Here is a 22,230-nt window from a genome sequence, read left to right on the forward strand (position 1 = left end):
AGCATAAAGTAGGAAATGAAACAGAAATACAATTGGATTATTAAGCTACCTGTCTTTTGGATTGTGTTTCTATCCTTATCATTTCATGTCAATAGTTTTGCCCAAAATAGTGAGCTAATCTTTAAAGCTAAAGAACTTGTAGATTCAAATCCTGATGAAGCCTTAAAAATTACTGAACATATCTTAAACACAAGTCAAAACCTTCAAGAAAAGGTTGAGGCTAACATCATTAGAGCTAAATGTTATATTGTTAAAGGTGAATATAATGATGTCGTTCCCTATGTTTTCGATTCAGTAAACTATTCAGAAAATATAAGTGAGAAAGCTAAAGCAGAACTAAACATAATAAGAGCCAAGCTTTTTAGAACTGTATATTTAGACAAACAAGCTGAGTTATATTTAAATAATGCCATAGAGACTGTTAGATCATCCCAACTTAATCAAAAATTAAAAGATTCCTTAAATGCGCTTATCTCATTAGAGAGCATTTACATGACATTAGATCGAGGAAACAACAATAAGGTTATAGAGTTGGCAAATACATTCGAAAAGGATTATAAAGATTTTATAAATAAAAATGTAAATAGCAAGATTTCTTTCTTACTAGCCAAAGAGAAGGCTTTTAACAGACTAATGTATAGAGATTCTGCAAGAATTTATGTTAATAAAATATTTACTTTATTAGACTTAAATAATTACAGTAACATACTTAATAAATCAATCATTTATAGCGAACTAGGACAACTTTATCTTCAAAACAAAGACTTTAGCAAAAGTGAGGAAACACTTTTTATTGCCTCAAAATTTGCAGAGATCATAGATAACCCAAGTTTAATGAGAGATATAAATAAAGGACTAGCCATCAATTATTTAGCATCTAACAAAAAAATTCAACACAAAACATATAATGATAAGTTTTTAGCTTTATCATCTCAGGTAGATCTTATGGAGCAGGAGACGGTAAATAGTCTTTATAACACCTTATCAGGTAAGTTGGAAGAAAATGTATCGCAACAAGAAAAAAAATACAGCAACTATCTTTATTTAGCTATAGCAGGACTTACCATAGTTTTTATTATTTCTCTTTTTATAACCCTAAAATACATTGAAAGAAAAAAGAGATTAAAGGAGATTATTAAATATTTAGAAATTAGCAAAAACAATTCTATAGCTGATAGTAAACCTAAAAAAATAAGTACAAAGAAAGGTATTCATATTCCTGAAGAAACGGAAAAACAAATACTAGAAAAACTAAAGCGTTTTGAAAGTTCCAAAATGTTTTTACACAAAGAAATGTCTCTAGCACGTTTGGCTGGTAAGTTTGAAACAAACACCAAATATCTTTCTGGTGTCATCAACAATCATTACGATGATAATTTTAATACCTTCATTAATAAATTACGTATCAATTACATAATAGATAAATTAAAAAACGAACCAAATTATATTAATTACAAAATCAGCTATTTGGCAGAGGAATGTGGTTTTTCATCACACAGTAGCTTTGCAACTGTTTTTAAGACCATTGTGGGGATGTCTCCAGTAACTTTAATAAAGTTAATTAAAGAAGAGCGAAAAAAAGGTAAACCTGAAACAACAAACTAAATGTGTAAAAATTTCACATATCTTTTATTGTATATATGTCTTAGTTTTAGCTCTGCACAGGCACTAGATTACGTACAAAGTAAGCAAGCAGACAGCCTAATACAAGCTAGTATTGTTAAGGTATACGACAACCCTAGCGAATCTATAGAATTAGGTTTAAAGATTTTTGAAGACGCTAACAATTCGGTTAAAACCAGAACCAAAGCACTTATGTTGGTCTCTCTTGCCTACACCTCAAAAAGAGACTATCAAAAAGCTTTAGAATACACTGTTAAGGCTGAAGAATTTTCAAAAGAACTTGATGATAAAGTGCTACAGATTGAAATTCTTTTTAAGACAGGAATTTTATATCAACAACTCAAGATTTTTGATAAGTCTATAGAGTTTTTAGAAAAAACAGAGCAAATGGCGCTTCTTTATCCTGACAGGGAATTAGTAGGTAAGTATTTGGCCAACAGCTATACCGTAAAAGGATTTATATATAAAGACAACCTTAACTGTGATATTGCCTTAGAGTTTTTTGACAAAGGCATAAAAGAATATAAAAAGCTAAAAAATGTAGCAGTAAACACCAACTTAAGTATTGCTTATTACAACAGAGGTAATTGCTACACACTTTTAGCCGATTATGACATGGCAATTAATAGCTTCAATAAATCTATAACATACGCCAATATGGAAGAAGCCAACAGCCTTATAGCTTTTGCTCAAAAAGGATTGGCAGAAGTTTATACAGATCAAGGCAGATACGAAGACTCAATAGTATTGTTAAATGAAGCACTAGAAAAATCGCAAAATGTAGGTGACATAATATTAAACTCTAGTATTTACAACGGACTTTTTGAAAACTATCTCGCCATAAATAATTGGGAAAAATACGAAGAGTACTATAACCTTTATTCCAAAACTCAATTAGACATAAAATCTTCTGAACGTAAATCTGTTGACGATTCAATAAGTAAAATTGAAGACGTTCAATCTGAAGAATTAACTCATATAAAAAGTAAATTTAAAAATCAGTTAACATGGTTGGGAGCTATTTTTTTAGTAATTATTTTCTTTAGTTTTTTTATTATAAAAAATAGCAAAAGCGACATAATTACCCTTAAAAAAGAAATAAAGAAACTCCAAGAGCAAGAATAGACTTTTTAATATTTTCAAAATATAAACAACTAAAAAACAGTTGTTTATATTATTTTTTTTCTTTCAAAATTCCGCAAATACAAAAGACTTAGCCTTTTATATATGGTATATGTATTAGTACATTTAGAATGTAAAATTCTAGAGAAACACTAACAGAAAATATTATCCAATATGAAAAATAAGTCACTAATCGTTGTAGACAAATCTCATTTTTTTTCATCAAAATTTCCCTCTAATTTGAGTTCTGTTTTTGAGCAGGTACAAAAATCAAAGGTTGCCATGTTAATGTTGGTTGCTTTTATTTTTTCGGCTCAAGGTGTAGCACAAGTAGACGAAAATTTCGATAGTGGTATTCCTACGGAATGGACAATAGTAGATAATGGAGTAGGAACTCAAACTTGGCAAGTAACAGCAGATGGTTATTTGGGCACTAATGGTGTATCCATAAATCCTTCATTAGATAATATTGGTGACCAAAACACAGCACAATATTTTTTGGTAACACCACAATTTGCTGTTCCAGAAAATGGCGAAATACATTTCTTCACTAAACAAGGAAGCGAAGCAGATAATGGTACGCAATACCAAATACGTTTATCTACTGCAGCTCAACCAGATATAAATGGTTTTAATATTGTTTTACAGTCTTATACAGAATCAAATTTAAATACAGGATCTCAAACCAACTATGAAGAAAATGTGGTAGAAATCCCAACTTCAATTCCAGCAGGATTAAACATATACATCGCATTTGTAGCAGTTAATACACAAAACGGCGCTTCACCAACAGGTGACGAGTGGTTTATAGACAACGTCTCTATCCTAGAAGGTTGTTCTGAAATTGACAGCAACAATGTTACCATAGACAATATTACAGTAGAAGGTGCAGAAGTTTCATGGACACATCCTACAGCTACAAATTTTGAATTGCAAGTATTACCTACAGGAGGTATACCTGCAGGAGCGGGAATTCCGGTAACAGGTAACACAACAACCTTAAACAATCTAGATGAAGATACAGAATATGATATTTACATACGTGCTATTTGCGACAATAGTACTATTAGCGAGTATTCAGGTCCTTTTACTTTTAAAACTTTAAAATATGGACTGTCTTGTGACCAACCTATTATTGTTCCAGATGTATCAACCACACCTTACGTTCTTATAGACAATCTAGATCAATGGGAAAACCCAAATGTTACCTATTCTACTCAAGGCTCTAATTGTTTACCAGGCTCAACAACAACAAATTATCTTAACGGAAATAAGATTTTCTTATCCTATACACCAACTGAAGATGGCCTATTGACCTTAACCCAAGAAACAGGAACAGATGGTGGAGCCAATGGAAATAATTGCTACAACGACAGAAGTTCATTATTTGTATACGACAGTTGTGCAAACGTTGGTATAGAATGTTTAGCAGGCACAATAACCACTAATGCTTTTGAGCCAAAATCTATATCTAACCTGTTGGTACAAGCTGGGCAAACATATATAATAGTTGTGTCTTCGCAGCTATCAACAACAGCAGGCATATGCTTTACATTAGAAATTAGCAGTCCTACTTGTGCTCCTCCAAGCGATATCTATTATAACGATTTAACAGAAGACAGTGTTAGTTTCAACTGGGATAACATAGGAGGTTTTTCAGATTCTTGGGAATATATAGTAATGCCAACAGGATCTGGTGAGCCAACAGGATCTGGCACTGCTACAACAACCAATTTAGATAATGCTATATCTGGGCTAACACCAGATACAGTTTATGATATATATGTAAGATCTGTTTGTAGCGGAACTCCTGGTCTTTGGAGTGATGCCGTAACGTTTAAAACACAATGTACTACATTTAACACACCTTATTCAACCGAATTCACAAACGCCACTAACGAAAATCCAGAACCATGTTGGACAACTCTTGATGTTAATGGCGATGGTAACAGTTTTGGTTTTATTGGAGGGTACGCTACTCTTAGAACACAAAACAACAACATTAATGGTTTAAATAATGATATTTATGCCTCACCAAGAGTAAATTTTGATGGTATTACACCCAAAAGACTACGCTTCAAACACAGAGCTACACAAGGTATTTCTGCATATTCGGTAAAATTATCTACTACTGGTATTGGTAGAGACAATTTTACAACTATTGTACAACCAGAAACAACAATAAACAACACCAGCTTTCAAGAAGTTATACTAGACCTTCCAGAAGCAATTATAGGCGAAGTGAATATTGCTTTTGTTGTTGAGCCAAATACAACCGAAACTGCAATAAGAGTCTCTTTTGATGATGTCTATATAGAAGATAAACCTACATGTCCAGATCCTTTAGATCCTTTTGTCCTAGAGTCGCAAATCACAACAAATTCTGCATGGTTGTTATGGACCGCAGGAGATAATGAAACCCAATGGCAAGTTGTAATACAAGATGAAGGAGCTGGCATTCCAACTACAGATGGAGATTTAGTATCTAGTAACTTCCCATATATCGCTAATGGATTAGATTCTGGTAGAAGATATGAGTTCTATGTAAGAGCATATTGTGCTACCGATGACCAAAGTGAATGGGTAGGTCCTGTTACATTTACAACTTTATGCGAATCGTACGACACTCCTTTTTATGAAAGCTTTGATGACGACGATGCCAATACACAAAAATTTTGTTGGGAAATAAATGATGCAAATACAGACGGTTCAACATGGACTATTGATGAAGATCACGCACTTATACAAACACCACCTTTTTCACCTCCTTCTGGCTTTAATGATTACCTAATATCACCAGCTATTAACATGGATGGTGTAAAAGAACTAAAGTATAAGTATAGAGCCGATTTTTCTTTCTTCTCTGGTCCTCCTCGATTTGGTCTTGAGGTATTAATGTCAACCACCAATACAAATCCTGGTAGTTTTACAGTTATTTCACCTCTTGAAGTTTTTACAAATTCTTCATATGAAGAAAAATCTATATTTATTGAAGCTACAGGAACAGTTTACATTGCTTTTAGAGTACCACCAGAATTTACAGGAGGCTGGTCAATACTTAGTCTTGATGATGTAAGCATAACCGACGCACCTGCTTGTCCTAACCCATCAGAATTAACGGTAGATACCATATTTTCTGATAGTGCAGAATTGTCATGGACACAAGGTTTTGAAGAAACAGACTGGAATATCGCTGTACAATTGGCAGGTTCTGGCATACCTACTACAGGTGAAGCTGTTTTAGCATCAAATTTTACAGCATCAGACTTGTTAGCAAATACAGAATATGAATTTTATGTACAAGCTAACTGTGGCACAGAAACAAGTGATTGGGTAGGACCTGTAACATTTACAACTTTATGTGAGTCTTTCACTTCTCCTTTTACAGAAACCTTTAACTATGATTCAACAACAGAAGAATGTTGGATCGTAATTAACAATAATGACGATTTTGAAACTTGGGAACTAAACACCACAGGCTTTTCTTACGAAGGAGACCAAGCAGCAGTAATGTTTACTGGTACAAATGGTCTAAACGACGATTGGTTAATTTCACCAACCATCACAATAACAGAAAATCAACGTTTACGCTACTATTACAGAGTAAATGATAGCTTTTTTACAGAAGATTTAGATGTTCTTCTATCTACAAACGGTATTGGTTTAGATCAATTCACCACAGTACTATACGATTCTGATAGTGATACAGAAATTATAAATAATGTAGAATACAAAGTTAAGATTATAAACTTCCCTTCAGGTATTACAGGAGATATTAATATTGCATTTCATGTACCATTTTATGCAAGCACACAATCTTACAGAGGGCAAACTCTAGCTATAGACAATGTAAATATTGAAGACATACCAGAATGTCCAGAACCAACAAACATCGTATTAAATAACATTACAGATACTGAGGTACAGGTTTCTTGGGATGCCAACGGATCTGAAACAGCTTGGGAAATTTCAGTACAGCCAGCAGGAACACCAGCACCAGTTGGAGACACAGACCCAAGTTACCTTTATAATGCTCCAACAAATCCTTTTACAGTTACAAACCTAGATCCTTCAACCATGTACGACATCTATGTTAGGGCTGTATGTGATGGAGATAGCCAATGGACAGGTCCTATATCTGTAACAACAAGATGTAATTTTGATGATTTATGTCAATACACATTTGTGTTAACTAGTGATTCTGATGTTTCAGCTAGATTAGACATTTCGCAAAACAATCAATTTTTGCAATCACTTCCTTTTGAAGGCAACACAGGAGACTCATTTACTGTATTCTTATGCTCTGGCACAGAGTTTTCAGTATATTTTTACACTCTCGGAAGTTCGCAACCACAATACGACAGCTACCAGTTTGATGTTTTAGACGCATCAAATAACCTAGTATATTCAAGTCCAACAGGTATTCCTCTAAGAACAACTGTTTACGAAGGCACAGCCGTCTGTGGTGCTATAAGTTGCCCTCAACCTACCAACTTATCTATAAATGAATTTTCAGAATTCTCTTGGACTCCAGCTGGTAGTGAAACACAATGGGAAGTAGCCGTACAACCTCTTGGTAATGGTACAATACCTCAATCTGGCACCATAGTTTCCACAAATTCATATACACCATCTGATGATGATTTCACAGATTTAAATGTAGCTACTTACGAGTATTTTGTAAGAGCAGTTTGTGGTACAGATGATGAAAGTTACTGGTCTGGACCTTTTGAGTTTGTTAGAAACGATGATGTTTCAAACGCTATAACGGTTCCAATAAATGATACAACCGTTTGTATGGAATCTATCACTGAAGTTTCATTTTTAAATGCGACAGTATCTCCTGAAGCACGAACTTGCGAAGGTGAAAACGGCAAAGATGTTTGGTTTGATTTTACTGCCGAATCTAGAGTTCACATCATTGAACTAAATAATTTTAACGGAAGTCTTAGAGACAGTGCAGGAGATCCTACCTATTACGAAATGATTACCACACTGTATAGAAACAATGGTGGCATTCTCGAAGAAATTACATGTAGCTATGACAATGCTTTAGCTGCTATGTATTCTTCAGAATTAGTTGTAGGAGACAATTACAAAGTAAGAGTTACACTAAACACTACAGAATCTACCGAATATAGATTTAGTATTTGCATTAAAACTCCAGAAGATTTATGTTTAGTTGATACCGTTAATGGAGGTTTTGAAGAACCTGTACTGAATGGCTTAAGTGGTATAAACACTATCATATCCTTAAACACAATTCCTGGATGGCGATCAAATTTAGACTCATCTAATAACATTTTTTATTGGGAATCATTAAACGCTCCTGGATTTACACCTTATGAAGGCGGACAATGTGTTCAAATTTTATCAGACCAAGGCACAACTATAGATCCTAACGATCCTAACATTAAAGGGCTATACCGAGATTTTGACACATCGCAAATGACATTAATGGATTATAGTTTTGCTCATCTAGCTAGATTTGATGGTAACACAATTCAACTATTTGCTGGTCCTGTTGGTGGTCCTTACACCATGATTAATAACCACCTAGGAACAACCCAAGGATGGGATTTGGTAACAGGGCAATATATGGTTCCAACGGATCAAACAGAAACTAGATTTATATTTAGAGCTAGTGATGGCGACGATATTGGTAACGTCTTAGATGCTATTAATTTTGTTGCTAATAACGAAATTATTACCCAACCTCTTACCATAGATTGTGACAACAACATGGCAACCGTTGAGGCTAATGGAATGGGTATGTGGATAGCCAGCGACACTAATCCTGGTGATATTACAATCGCAACACCAAATAATAATACTACAGATATTACAGATTTTGTTCAGCCAGGCACATATACTTTTACATGGCAAACTAGCTACTGTTCTTATGATTTAGAGATTACCTATAATGGTGTAGCAGAAACACCAACGGTAGAATCGCCTGTAGAATATTGTTTAAATGATACAGCCCAACAACTTACGGCAACACCTACTGATGCATTAACCCTTGTCTGGTACACAGTAGCTACAGGAGGAACGGGAAGCACCACAGCGCCAACACCAGATACTTCTGTTGTAGGTACTACATCTTACTATGTAGCTTATCAAGATAGTCAAGGTTGCGAAGGACCTAGAGCTGAAATTTCAGTTATTGTAAGCGAGTCCTTTACACCGCAATTAGTATTTAGTTATGACGATACTTGTATTTTATCTGATGTTAATCCAACACCTACATTAAGTGATGATTTTAATACAGGAGGAACATTCTCATCAACCACACTTACAGTAGAAACTACTACTGGAGTAATTGATATGACTTCAGCTTCTGCTGGTCAACATAATGTTGTATATACTTTTGATGGAGATGAAGACAATTGTTTAGAAGGCGGAACCTTTACAACAACAATTACATTTACAGCTGCCGAAACACCAGTTACAACTTTTAACTATGGCAATGAAGCTTTCTGTTTACTTAATGGCACTACAGCACTTCCAGTTTTAGAAATTGGATTTGCAACTGGAGGAACATTCTCATCTACTACAGTAACTGTCAATAGCTCTACAGGTGAAATTGATTTAACCTCAGCTTCCGAAGGCAATCATGATATTACTTATACGATTGAAGAAAGTATTGACAACTGTATTGAAGGCAGTACATTCACTACAACTATTGAAGTGGTTGCAACTGTAAATCCTGTTACAGATTTTAGTTACGAACAAACTACTTATTGTGAGAACACAGGAACTATATCAATTGTACCTAGCAACAACTTTACAACGGGAGGAACATTTAGTTCTACTACTGGACTTACTTTAGATGCAACAACAGGTGACGTAAACTTAGATACAAGCACATCTGGAACTTATACAATCACATATACAATTGATGAAGATTTAGCTAACTGTACAACAAGCAGCAATAGTGAGTTTACCATAACGATTAATGCTTCAGTAACACCAGAAACTGAATTCAATTATGGAGATACTGTAATCTGCCCAATTGGAATTACTGAACTCTCTCCAGTTTTAACCACAGGATTTACATCTGGTGGCACCTTTAGCTCACTTACTTTAGATGTTGATAGCACCACAGGAGCTATAGATATTACTTCTGCAACAGCAGGCTCACACGATATCACTTACACTTTTGAAGAAGATACAACCAATTGTATTTTGGGCGGTACGTTTACAACAACAATAGAAATAACTGAAGTGACTACTCCAGTAACTACATTTACTTATAATGAAGATATTTATTGTGGTGATGCCGGAGCTATATTCCCAAATACTGATACAGATTTTACACAAGGTGGAACATTCACAGCAGAAAATGGCTTGATTATAAACCCTTCAACAGGTGAAATAGATGTAGCGTCTAGTTCTTTAGGTAATTATACAGTAACCTACACAATTGCTGCAGATGAAACAAGCTGTACAGAAAGTGGTTCTAGCAGCTTCAATATTACAATTTTAGATGCTATAGAAGTTGTTATCATTGGAGAATGTAATGCTGAAAATTATACACTTACAGCTTCTCCAGTTGATGGTTCTTACAATCCAAATGAAGCAACTTACACATGGATGGATGCCAATGGAAATGTAACCAATCAAACTTCAGAGGTATTCAATGTAACAGATTATGCAGATCAAAACTCAGGATTTAGCGTACCAGCAACGTTTACAGTTCTTGTAGAGTTTGGTGGTTGTTCGGTAACGCAATCTTTTACAGCAGAGCGTTCTGCATGCCGAGATATTCCAAGAGGTATTTCACCAGATGGCAACGGAAAGAACGATACGTTTGATTTAACTGGCTTTGGTGTTACAGAAATCTATATGTACAACAGATACGGAACAGAAGTATATAGATATAAAGGTACTTACACCAACCAATGGCATGGACAGTCTAATAAAGGAGATGAACTTCCTGATGGCACATATTTCTATAGCATTAGAAAAGATGATGGCAGCACCATTACAGGTTGGGTATACATAAACAGAGCTCATTAATCAATAGTAAACATGAAAGATTTAATACCAATGAAAAAATTATATATCACTATAAGTATTGCTATTGCTTTTATCACAAGCTCTAAAGCGCAACAAGACCCTCAATACACGCAATACATGTACAACATGAATGTAGTAAACCCTGCATATGCTGGTTCTAAAGAAAATTTAGCTATAGGCTTGTTGTATCGTACCCAATGGATAAACATTAACGATGCTCCCAAAACAGGAACTCTATCAGTTCATAGTCCAATAGGCAAAAATGTAGGTTTAGGTTTATCTGTAATTTCAGATAAAATTGGACCTGTTGAAGAAAATAACATTTACGCAGATTTCTCTTATACCTTAAACTTGGGTGGAGAACACCGTTTGGCTTTTGGCCTAAAAGCAGGAGTAACACTACAAAACATAGGCTTTTTTAGCGATATAGGAAATGGTTTTGTTAACGACTCTAATGATGAAGCTTTTAGCGAAGACGTTAGCAATGCTAATCTTAATATTGGTTCAGGATTGTTTTATTACACAGACAATTACTATGTATCGTTTTCTATTCCTAATATGCTAAAAAATACGTTTTTAGACATTAGCAATAACGGACAACAATATACTTATGGCTCTGAAGTGCTGCATTATTTTTTATCAGCAGGTTATGTGTTTAATCTTTCAGAAAACACAAAGTTTAAACCTTCATTCTTAATGAAGTCTGCTTTTGAAGCACCAACTTCGCTGGATGTTTCAGCCAATTTTTTATTGTATAATAAATTTGAAATTGGTGCAACCTATCGTTTAGATGATTCTATAGGTGCCATGGCAAATTTTGCTGTATCACCAAGCATAAGAGTTGGCTATGCTTACGACCACATAACTTCAGAACTAAGTGGAGCAACGTCCTCTTCGCATGAAGTTATGCTTTTATTCGATTTAAATTTCCCAAAGAAAGTGTCTATATCACCTAGATTTTTCTAATATATAAATGAAAATTTCAAAAAAAATGAAAAACATTATTAGTTTATTTTGCCTACTGCTAATTACTTCCATTAGCTTAGGACAAAACAAAAAAACAGAAAAAGCCGATAAGCTTTATAATAGTTATCAATATGTAGATGCTATAGAAGAGTATTTAAAACTCTCAGGAGATAAGGGTATTAGCACATACATAAGCACACAATTGGCAGACAGCTATTATAATATTTATAATATAGAGGAAGCTGCTAAATGGTATAAAACTGCATTAGAAAAACAGCCAAGTGCGGAAACTTATTACAAATATGCACAGGTATTAAAATCTCAAGGTAAATACAAGTTAGCTAATAAGCAAATGGACGAATTTGCTAAACTATTACCTGATGACGAACGTGCAAAAAACTATCTAAAAAACCCTAATTACATTCCGCAATTAGTAGAAAAAGACAAACTGTTCAATATTGAAGAAACCTCTATCAACGATGATAAGCAGAGCGACTTTGGTGCTGTGCTCTCTAACGATAACATCTTATACTTTGTAAGTACAAGAAAGAGTTCAAAAAAACAGGACTTATGGACAAAACAATCTTACTTGGATATCTATAAATCTATAAGAAACGAAGACGGAACACTATCTACACCAGAGGAAGTTGCAGAGCTAAACACAATGTACCACGATGGCCCTCTAACAATAAGTAAAGACGGTAAAACCATGTATTTCTCTAGAGATGGGCACAGTATGGGTACTTACAAAAAAATTAAAAACAATAAAGTAAAACTAGCTCAACAAGGCATCTATAGAGCCACTTTAATTGATGGAAAATGGGAAAACATAACAGCACTTCCTATTAATAGCAATGACTATACGGTAAGTCATCCAAGCCTGAGTCCAGATGGTAAAACTTTATATTTTGCTTCTAACATGCCAGGTGGACAAGGAGATACAGACATTTGGAAAATTAGCATTGATGGCAGTAACTACGGTAAGCCTGTAAACCTAGGAGATAACGTTAATACTTCTGGTAAAGAAGGGTTTCCGTTTATTGCCGAAGATGACATTCTTTATTTTGCATCAAGCGGAAGACAAGGTTTTGGTGGTTTTGATATTTTTAAATGCGATTTAAAAAACAATACAAAAGCCGAAAATCTGGGAAACGGGATTAACACTAAAAGTGACGATTTTTCTTTTAGTGTTAATTCTCTAAATAAAATCGGCTACTTTTCTTCAAACAGATCTGGCTCAGACAATATCTATCTTGCTATTCCTATTTGTCAATTTGAAACCTTAATAACTGTAAAAGATAGAATTACTAATGCATTTGTAAAGAATGCTGAAATCACTATTTTAGATAGTCAAAATCGCGAAATAGCAACTCAAAAGTCTGATAAAAATGGAAAAACAGACTTTAATGTAAGCTGTGAGGACTCGTATAGTATTTCAGTATCAAAAAAAGGCTACAACGATATTATAATTCCTGTTGAAGAATCAGAAGGGAATGATGTAACTATTAATGTTGACCTAGAGCCGATCAATGAAATCATTACAGAAAGAGAAGTTAAATTAAATAACATCTACTTTGCTTTCAATAAAAGTAACATCACCCAACAAGGTGCATTAGAGTTAGATAAATTGGTAAAAATCATGAAAGATTATCCAGAAATGAAAATCTTAGTGAGATCTCACACAGACACAAAAGGCGCTGTAGATTACAACAAAAAATTATCTGAAAGAAGAGCTGAATCAACAGTACAATATCTCATATCCAAAGGTGTTGACAAATCTAGATTATCTTCTGAAGGTGTTGGAAGCAATGAACCTCTTGTTAAGTGCACACCAAATTGCACAGATAGCCAAGATGCTAAAAACAGAAGGTCAGAGTTTTTAATCAAAAAGAACTAAAAATTTAACTAGGAGAAGTTAGTCTAAAACGGTTACATAGTTACTTGTTATAAATACAAATGAAAATAGAAAAATGTGTTATGAGTATTAATATGAAACATTTAATATTTTTTACTTGCTTAGTCTTTTCTGCAATACAGTTATCTGCACAAGAACCTAACGATTGTGTTAATGCTATAACGGTTTGTGGTAACGGTAACTTTATGTCTAATGCTGTTGGTTCTGGTAATGAATTTGAAGTAAATGCCTGTAGTGGCTTTGAGCACAATTCTCTATGGCTAGAAGTAAATATTGTGCAAGCAGGAACCTTAGGGTTTGACCTTATTCCTAACGATCCAGATATTAATGTAGATTACGATTTTTGGGTATATGGTCCTAATGTTAATTGTGGCACACTTGGCAACCCAATTAGATGCGCTACAACAAATCCAAACCAGGCTGGTCTTCCAAACAATCACACAGGAATTAACGGAAGTACAACATTAACGCAAACAGGTCCCGGAGCTAATGGAAACGGATATGTGTATTGGCTTAATGTAAATGTAGGCGAATCTTATTTCATTGTTATAGACAGACCTGCAGGTGATGGCGGTTTTGAATTACAATGGACAGGAACTGCCAACGAAGGTACAGGTGCATTTCCATCGCAACCAAATATAAACGAAATTGACGACGTTGTACAATGTAGCAGCACACAAGATTTAGCTGTTTTTGATTTAAACGGTCTTAGTAATTCAATTAATTCTGAAGCTGGTACCACAGTTGAATATTTTGCAAGTTTAGCAGATGCTGTTGATAATATTAATCAGTTGCCAGGTATTTATGCCAATGCTTCAAATCCTCAGACTATTTATGCAAAAGCAACAAATGGTTCAACAGATTGCTATAATATCACCGAATTCGATTTGGTTGTTTCTCCAATTCCAGAAGCTACAATGGCGGTTTCAGATACCGAAATCTGTGAAGGAGATTCTATAAATTTCACATTTACCGGAACACCAAATGCTACTGTAAATTATAACATCGATGGTGGTACAACTCAGCAAATTACATTAGATGCTTCTGGCACAGCAATCTTAACAGAGACACCAACAGTAGACATTACGGTTAGTTTAGAAAATGCTCAAGTTTTAGCAGCCGACGGAACCATTGTTTGCTCTCAATTAGAAACCGATTCAGAAACTGTAACTGTTGTTTCATTGAACGCTCCAACTGTAATTAATAATTCCCCAATATGTGAAGGCGAAGATGGTGAACTTCAGTTTTCTGGTGATGCAAACACCGAAATCACCTATACTGTTGATGGTGGAGCCAATCAAAATTTAACGTTAGATGCTACAGGAAATTTCACGTTAACCTTAGCTAACTTAACAGCAACAACTATTATTGATATTATTTCGGTAACCAGTCCAAGCGCAGCCAGCTGTGTGTTAAATATAAATTCTACTGAAACCATTACGGTAAATCCGTTACCAACAGTAATTGACCCAAATCCACTTTTGGCTTGTAACAATGGTACTAATCCTAATTCCGCAACGTTTGATTTAGATGCCCAAAGCGCTACAATTTCAAATAACGAAGCAAATGTTACAGTAACGTATTATGAAACACAATTAGAAGCCGAAACTGGAAATACAGGAGACGCTCTAGTATCTCCTTACGATAGCACTTCGGCAAACCAAACGGTATTTGTTCGTGTTGAAACCGATTTGGGCTGTGTAGACTACACCACACTAAATCTGCAAGTTATTGATGCTCCAATTGCCAATACACCAATGGCTCTTCAATCTTGTGATGCCGCTAACCAAGGTATTGGAACTTTTAATCTTACAGATGCTGAGGCAGAAATTATAGCAGGAAACACACAAGCAATAACAGTTACTTATTACGTACTTGAAACTGAGGCTATAGCTGGAACTCCACAAATTGCAGACCCAACCTTGTTCACAAATACTACAGCTTATAACCAGACGGTGTATGCTCGTGTAGATTCTGATGCCACCGACTGTTTTACTATAGCTCCTATAGCTCTCGAAGTTTTTGACACGCCAACCGTTGCTACTGTACAACCTCTAGATGAATGTGATGATGCTAGCAATGATGGTATTGCCCAATTCAATTTAGATACGCAAACTCCATTACTTTTAGATGGCGCAACAGATATTACAATAACATATCACGCTTCTTTAACAGATGCTGAGGGTAATATAAGTCCGTTAGCAAGTCCTTACACCAATACAGACATTCAGCAACAAACCATTTATGTTAGAGCCGAAAATGATTTTAATACAGATTGTTATTCCATTTCATCCTTCAATATAATTGTAACTCCAGTTCCTACTATTATAGACCCAACACCTTTAGAGGTTTGTGACGACGGTACTCCAGATGGTATTACAAGTATAGATTTAACATTAAAAAATGAAGAAATAACAGCCAGTAATCCCAACTATAGCGTGAGCTATCATATCGATTTAAACGATGCCAACAATGATGCAAATCCTTTAGCTATTCCATATACTAATACTGTAAACGGACAAGTTGTAGTTGTAAGAGTTGAAGATATTAATACCGGATGTTATAACACAACCACCTTAGAACTGATTGTAGAGCAAGCACCTTCTGCCAATACACCAACACCATTAGAATATTGTGACGAAGACAGTGATGGCTTTGGTGTTTTTGACTTAACCAGTAAAGATCTTGAAATTACAGGTGGTGATCCAACACTTACCGTAAGCTATCACGACACTATGGCGAATGCGTCTAATAATGTAGATGCTTTAGTAAGCCCATATAATAACATTATGGCTAATACGCAAACGGTTTATGCAAGGGTTGAAAGTTCAACAATTGCAACCAATTGCGAAACTATTGTTGAATTGAATTTAATCGTAAATCCAACACCTCAACTAGGTGCTGTACCTACTCCACTGGTAGTTTGCGACGATGCTTCTGGAGATGGTTTTGCACAATTTGATTTACCTAGCAAAGAAACAGAAATTCTTCAAAATTTAGCTGATCCAACTTTATATACAGTTTCATATTATATATCTGAAAGTGATGCTGAAGCCGGAACCAATTCAATAGTAAACCCAAACAATTTTACTAATATAAACAGCTATACCCAAATCATTTGGGTACGTGTAGAAGATGTTAATTCTGGATGTTATAAGTTGACAACGCTAGAGTTGATTGTTAATCAATTACCTGTCTTAACGCAACCTTCACCTTTAAATTTATGTGACGAAAACAATTCAGGTGATGAAATTGAAACTTTCAATCTTGAAGATACTTCTAATGAAATATTAAATGGACAGACTGGAATTAGCCTTACTTACCACCTAACACAATTAGATGCAGATAATGGAGACAATCCAATAACAAGTCCTTATACTAACATTGTTAATCCGCAAAACATTTTTGTAAGAGCTACTAACGAGTCAGGTTGTGTAAGTACAATAACTATGTTAATTAGAGTAAACCCAATACCATCGCCTACTCCACCAACAAATCTTGAGGTTTGTGATGATGATAATGACGGTTTTACCAGTTTCAATCTAGAAGATAGAACACTAGAAATTATTGGTGGAGAGCTAAACACCCAGGTCACCTACCACGAAACCCTTGGCGATGCTGATTCTGGAATAAACCCGCTAGTTAGTCCTTACACCAATATTTCTATAAATAGCCAGACCATATATATTAGGCTCACCAATACTTTAACAGGTTGTTATAACGCTTCAGAAACCTTAACTATTTCTGTTTTAGCAATTCCTGAAATTCCTTCGGCTTTAGAAGATATTACCATCTGCGACACTGACAACAATGGATTTTCAGCTTTCGATTTAACCCTTCAAAATACTGAAATTTTAGGTACTCAAACTAATGTAGCGTTAACTTACCATGTCTCTGAGGTAGATGCCGAATCTGGTAATAATCCTACATCAAATCCGCAAAATTTTACAAATACAAGCAACCCTCAAACAATCTATGTAAGATTAGCAAGTACGATTAACGATTGTTATGCTACAGGCGAATTTAACATTAGTGTAGAGTTACCTCCTGTTGCGATATCTCCCACTCCATTAGAGCTTTGTGATGATGAGATAGATGATGAAGTAACGGTTTTTAATCTCACAGATAAAAACGCTGAAATAACAGGTGGAAATAATAGTTACGAAGTAAGTTATTACGAAACTCAAGAGGAGGCAGAAATGCAAACCAATGCTATTAATGCCGAAGCTTACACTAACACTTCTGTTAATGGAGCTGCAGCAAATCCGCAAACAATATATGCTGTTGTTACAGATACAGATACTGGCTGTGTAGATTACACAACGCTAACACTAAGGGTTTTACCCAACCCAACACCAACAGAAAACTTACCTCGTATTGAGTTATGCGACGATAATAATTCTGGTGACAACACGGAGCTATTTGATTTAACTACACACGAATTATTATTACTCAATGGCGAAAATGGTGTATCACCGACTTATCACATTTCAAATGAAGATGCTGAAAACGGGTTAGCAGCTATAGCAGACCCAACCATGTATAGCAACATTAGCTCTCCTCAAACTATTTATGTTAGGGTTACTAATGATACAACGGGCTGCTATACCATCGTAAATTTTGAAATTGAAGTATTGCCACTTCCGGAGATAAGCGCCATTACAGATTTTATTGTTTGTGAGGTAAATTCAGACAACATTTACAACTTTGATTTAGCATCAAAGAATGACGAAATCTTAAACGGTCTTGATGCCACATTATACGAAGTAACCTATCATATTTCGCAAGAAGATGCCGACAATATTGAAAATGCACTTGTAAGTCCATACACCAATATTAGTAATCCGCAACAAATATTTGTAGCGCTAACAAATACTCAAACAGGTTGCTCTGTAAGTTCAGCTAGTTTTAATATCGAAGTTCAAGAAGGAGCTCTTGCCAATAGTGATGGTGAAGATTTAACTTATCAGATTTGTGATGATGAAATGGATAATGACAATGTTGACACAAACAATACAGCTACGTTTGATTTAACAACTTTAAACGAAGAAGTTTTAGATGGTCAAGATCCTAATAATTACATTGTAAGCTACTATCTTAATGAAACTGATGCTGAATTAGCGATAAACCCTTTATCTACAGATTATGAAAACATTGCTAATCCACAAACAATTTGGATAAGAGTAGACAACAACACTCTAGATACGGCTGGTAACGACACCTCTATTTGCTATGATGTAACTTCCGCTACTATAGAAGTAAACTCTTTACCTCGTGTAAGTCTAGATGATGAATATATACTCTGTATAAACACCAATGGTAGCGAAATTATTGATTCGCCTATTTTAGATTCTGGATTAAGCACACCAGACTATGCTTTTGTCTGGTATCAAGACGGTATTGAAATACAAGGCGCTAATGAAGGACAATATCTTCCATCGCAAGGAGGCATTTATAGTGTTATTGCAACAAATAGCAACACGCAATGTGAATCATTTGAAGTTAGCACAACCGTAACCATTAGCGAACCACCAATAGTTGAAGCTAATATTACATCTGATGCATTTTCAAATTCTAATAGTATTGAAGTGACTGTAACCGGAAGCGGTATCTATGAATATAGTCTAGATGGTGATTCTTGGCAAGACTCTTCAACCTTTTCAGATGTTTCTATAGGCGAACACACTATTACCGTTAGAGATAAATTTGGCTGTGGTGAAAGCTATGATATAGTAACCGTAATGGGTTATCCTAAATACTTTACACCTAATGGAGATGGTATTCATGATACATGGAATATAACCATAATAGAAAACCAAGACGCACTAATCTCTATCTTTGATAGGTATGGCAAATTATTAAAACAAATCAGTGCTAATAGTGCTGGATGGAATGGTACATATAATGGCAACCTTATGCCATCTAGCGATTATTGGTTTGTTGTAGAGTATAACGAGCCAAGTTCAGGCGAGAGAAAAGAGTTTAGGGCACATTTTGCTTTAAAGAGATAACTGCTTTATTTTGTTTTTTATCCTATAACCACCTTTATCACAGACTTTCTATAATATATTTACTTTAGGCAAGTACCTTTTTTACACATTTTTTAATATCATTGTTAAAAGATTAATTTACAAGTGAAAGTACTCAAGTTTGGAGGCACTTCAGTTGCCAATGCCGAAAACATATCAAAGGTCATTAAGATTCTAGAAAACGAATCTAAAAAATATGAAATCGCTGTTGTAGTGTCAGCTCTTGGTGGTACAACAGACATGCTAATTGAAGCTGGTGAGCTTGCTACAGCTAAAGACGAAAACTACTTAGAGGTTTTTCAACAAATTGCAGATCGTCACAATAATGTTGTCGAAGGATTAATTAAAGGACAAAAAAAGCAAACCGTTCTAAAACAAGTCAATTCAAAGCTTGAAGAGTTAAAACAAATTCTTCAAGGCATTTACCTTATCAACGAGTTTTCTAACAAAACCATTGATAAAATTGTAAGTTTTGGAGAGCTTTTATCATCTTATATTATTTCTGAAGCCTTAGAACAAACTCTTCAAAATTCATCCTTAAAAGATAGCAGAGAACTCATTTTAACAGATTCTACATTTACAAATGCTATTGTAAAAACAAAGGAAACCTCAACTAACATTTCAACGTTTTTTAAAAAGAACAAAGACAAAGTTGTTTTGTTACCTGGTTTTGTTTCCAGAAACAAAAACAACGACACCACAACATTAGGAAGAGGTGGTTCAGATTACACGGCAGCATTAATTGCTTCAGCTTTAAAAGCAGACGTTTTAGAAATATGGACTGATGTTAGCGGCATGTATACAGCCAACCCAAAATTGGTAAAGCAAGCTTTTCCTATTACAGAGATTTCGTATCAGGAAGCCATGGAACTATCGCATTTTGGCGCTAAGGTATTGTATCCACCAACGGTTCAACCTGCTTTGCAAAAGAATATTCCTATTCACATAAAAAATACGTTTGCACCAACTGACAAAGGCACTTTTATTACCAAAAAAAGTAAAGACAAAAAAGAACCTGTAAAAGGCATAAGTCATATTGAAAATATTGCCCTACTAACATTAGAAGGCAATGGCATGATTGGTGTTCCCGGCTTTTCTAAGCGTTTGTTTTCTGCATTATCGAGAAGTAATATTAATGTAGTTTTAATTACTCAAGCTTCTTCAGAACACTCTATATGTGTAGGTGTTTACAGTGCTGATGCAAAAAAAGCAAAACAAATAGTTGACGAAGAATTTGTTTATGAAATCTCAAAAAAGAAAATAAAACCTCTGCTGGTTGAAGATGGTTTGGCTATTGTTGCCGTTGTTGGTGACAATATGAAAAACCATCAAGGCATTAGCGGCAGAATGTTTAGAGCATTGGGTAAAAACAATGTCAACGTAAGAGCTATAGCACAAGGAGCTTCAGAGCGAAATATCTCAGCGGTTATTTCTAACAAAGACATTAAAAAAGCACTTACGGCACTTCATAACCGCTTTTTTGAAAAGCAAATCAAAACCCTCAACTTATTTATTGTTGGCGTTGGTAATGTTGGTGCTATTTTATTAAATCAAATAAACAAACAACAAAGCTACCTGAACGAAAATCTATTGCTTAATGTCAAAGTTGTTGGCATTAGTAATTCTAAAAAAATGATTTTTGATGAGGAAGGAATTGATCTCAACTCTTGGAACGAACAGTTGAAAAAAGGAAAAAAACGATCTCACACATCTTTTTTTGATACCGTTAAAGAATTCAACCTTAGCAATAGCATTTTTGTAGATGTAACCGCAAACGAAGAAGTTGCAAAAACATACAAAGACTACTTAAAAGAAAGTATTTCGGTAATTGCCTGTAATAAAATTGCTTGTTCTTCTAAATATTCCGACTATCAAGAGTTAAAAGATTTATCGAGAAAATACAATGCTTCGTTTTTATTCGAAACTAATGTTGGCGCAGGATTACCAGTCATAAACACACTTAATAATTTAATAAATTCAGGAGATAAGATTACTTCAATTCAAGCCGTTTTATCTGGAAGTCTGAATTTTATTTTCAATAATTTTGATGACAACAGCAGTTTTCATGACATCGTGAAACAAGCCCAAGAAGAAGGTTACACAGAACCAGACTCAAGAATAGATTTAAGTGGTGTTGATGTGGCTAGAAAAATCTTAATTCTTGCTAGGGAAGCAGGTTTTAAACTCGATTTAAAAGACATTAAAAATCAATCGTTTTTACCAAAAGAAAGTCTAAAAGCAAAAACAGTCTATGATTTTTACAACACCTTAAAAACTGAAGCTTCGCATTTTAGCAAACTATACAATTCTGCCAAAAACAATGACTGTCAACTAAAATATGTTGCCGAGTTTAACAACGGTAAAGCTCGTGTAGGACTAAAAGAAATTAACAAAGAACATCCTTTTTACAACCTAAAAGGAAAAGACAATATCGTACTGTTCTTTACCGAAAGATATATTGAGCAACCATTGATAATTAAAGGAGCTGGTGCTGGCGCAGAAGTAACAGCATCTGGCTTGTTTGGAGATATTATCACCTTAGGAAGAAATTAA

7 protein-coding genes are annotated in these 22,230 nt (G+C 34.8%); all 7 read left to right on the plus strand.

Going from position 1 to position 22,230, the window contains the following annotated elements; translation table 11 throughout:
- Positions 1 to 15 precede the first annotated feature (15 nt).
- The 7 genes from MST30_RS03290 to thrA all read left to right on the plus strand — a co-directional run bounded on the left by MST30_RS03290 (position 16) and on the right by thrA (position 22,230).
- On the plus strand, positions 16 to 1,605 hold the full coding sequence (locus MST30_RS03290) for a helix-turn-helix domain-containing protein (RefSeq protein WP_243472986.1): 1,590 nt from the start codon (positions 16 to 18) through the stop codon (positions 1,603 to 1,605).
- Positions 1,606 to 2,748, plus strand: a complete 1,143-nt coding sequence (locus tag MST30_RS03295) for a tetratricopeptide repeat protein (protein ID WP_243472987.1) — start codon at positions 1,606 to 1,608, stop codon at positions 2,746 to 2,748. It abuts the gene before it with no gap.
- Between the two features lie 171 nt (positions 2,749 to 2,919).
- Entirely contained in the window at positions 2,920 to 10,767 is a 7,848-nt protein-coding gene (locus MST30_RS03300) for a choice-of-anchor J domain-containing protein (protein ID WP_243472988.1), read from the plus strand.
- A gap of 30 nt (positions 10,768 to 10,797) precedes the next feature.
- Complete coding sequence (locus MST30_RS03305) at positions 10,798 to 11,733, plus strand: PorP/SprF family type IX secretion system membrane protein (RefSeq protein WP_243473850.1); 936 nt, start codon at positions 10,798 to 10,800, stop codon at positions 11,731 to 11,733.
- Between the two features lie 25 nt (positions 11,734 to 11,758).
- Positions 11,759 to 13,630, plus strand: a complete 1,872-nt coding sequence (locus tag MST30_RS03310; RefSeq protein ID WP_243472989.1) for an OmpA family protein — start codon at positions 11,759 to 11,761, stop codon at positions 13,628 to 13,630.
- A gap of 92 nt (positions 13,631 to 13,722) precedes the next feature.
- A complete protein-coding gene (locus MST30_RS03315) occupies positions 13,723 to 19,659 on the plus strand; it encodes a T9SS type B sorting domain-containing protein (protein ID WP_243472990.1) in 5,937 nt (1,978 codons plus the stop codon).
- A 123-nt stretch (positions 19,660 to 19,782) separates the two neighbouring features.
- Positions 19,783 to 22,230: a bifunctional aspartate kinase/homoserine dehydrogenase I gene (gene thrA / locus MST30_RS03320; RefSeq protein WP_243472991.1), complete on the plus strand. Its 2,448-nt coding sequence runs from the start codon at positions 19,783 to 19,785 to the stop codon at positions 22,228 to 22,230.

It is taken from the genome of Winogradskyella sp. MH6, assembly GCF_022810765.1.
Taxonomy (GTDB): Bacteria; Bacteroidota; Bacteroidia; order Flavobacteriales; family Flavobacteriaceae; genus Winogradskyella.

Excerpts from the sequence above, each read along its gene's own strand:
- MST30_RS03300 (WP_243472988.1), top strand. The coding sequence starts at position 2,920 with ATGAAAAATAAGTCACTAATCGTTGTAGACAAATCTCATTTTTTTTCA.
- MST30_RS03305 (WP_243473850.1), top strand. The coding sequence starts at position 10,798 with ATGAAAAAATTATATATCACTATAAGTATTGCTATTGCTTTTATCACA.
- MST30_RS03310 (WP_243472989.1), top strand. The coding sequence starts at position 11,759 with ATGAAAAACATTATTAGTTTATTTTGCCTACTGCTAATTACTTCCATT.
- MST30_RS03315 (WP_243472990.1), top strand. The coding sequence starts at position 13,723 with ATGAAACATTTAATATTTTTTACTTGCTTAGTCTTTTCTGCAATACAG.
- MST30_RS03290 (WP_243472986.1), top strand. The coding sequence starts at position 16 with ATGAAACAGAAATACAATTGGATTATTAAGCTACCTGTCTTTTGGATT.
- MST30_RS03295 (WP_243472987.1), top strand. The coding sequence starts at position 1,606 with ATGTGTAAAAATTTCACATATCTTTTATTGTATATATGTCTTAGTTTT.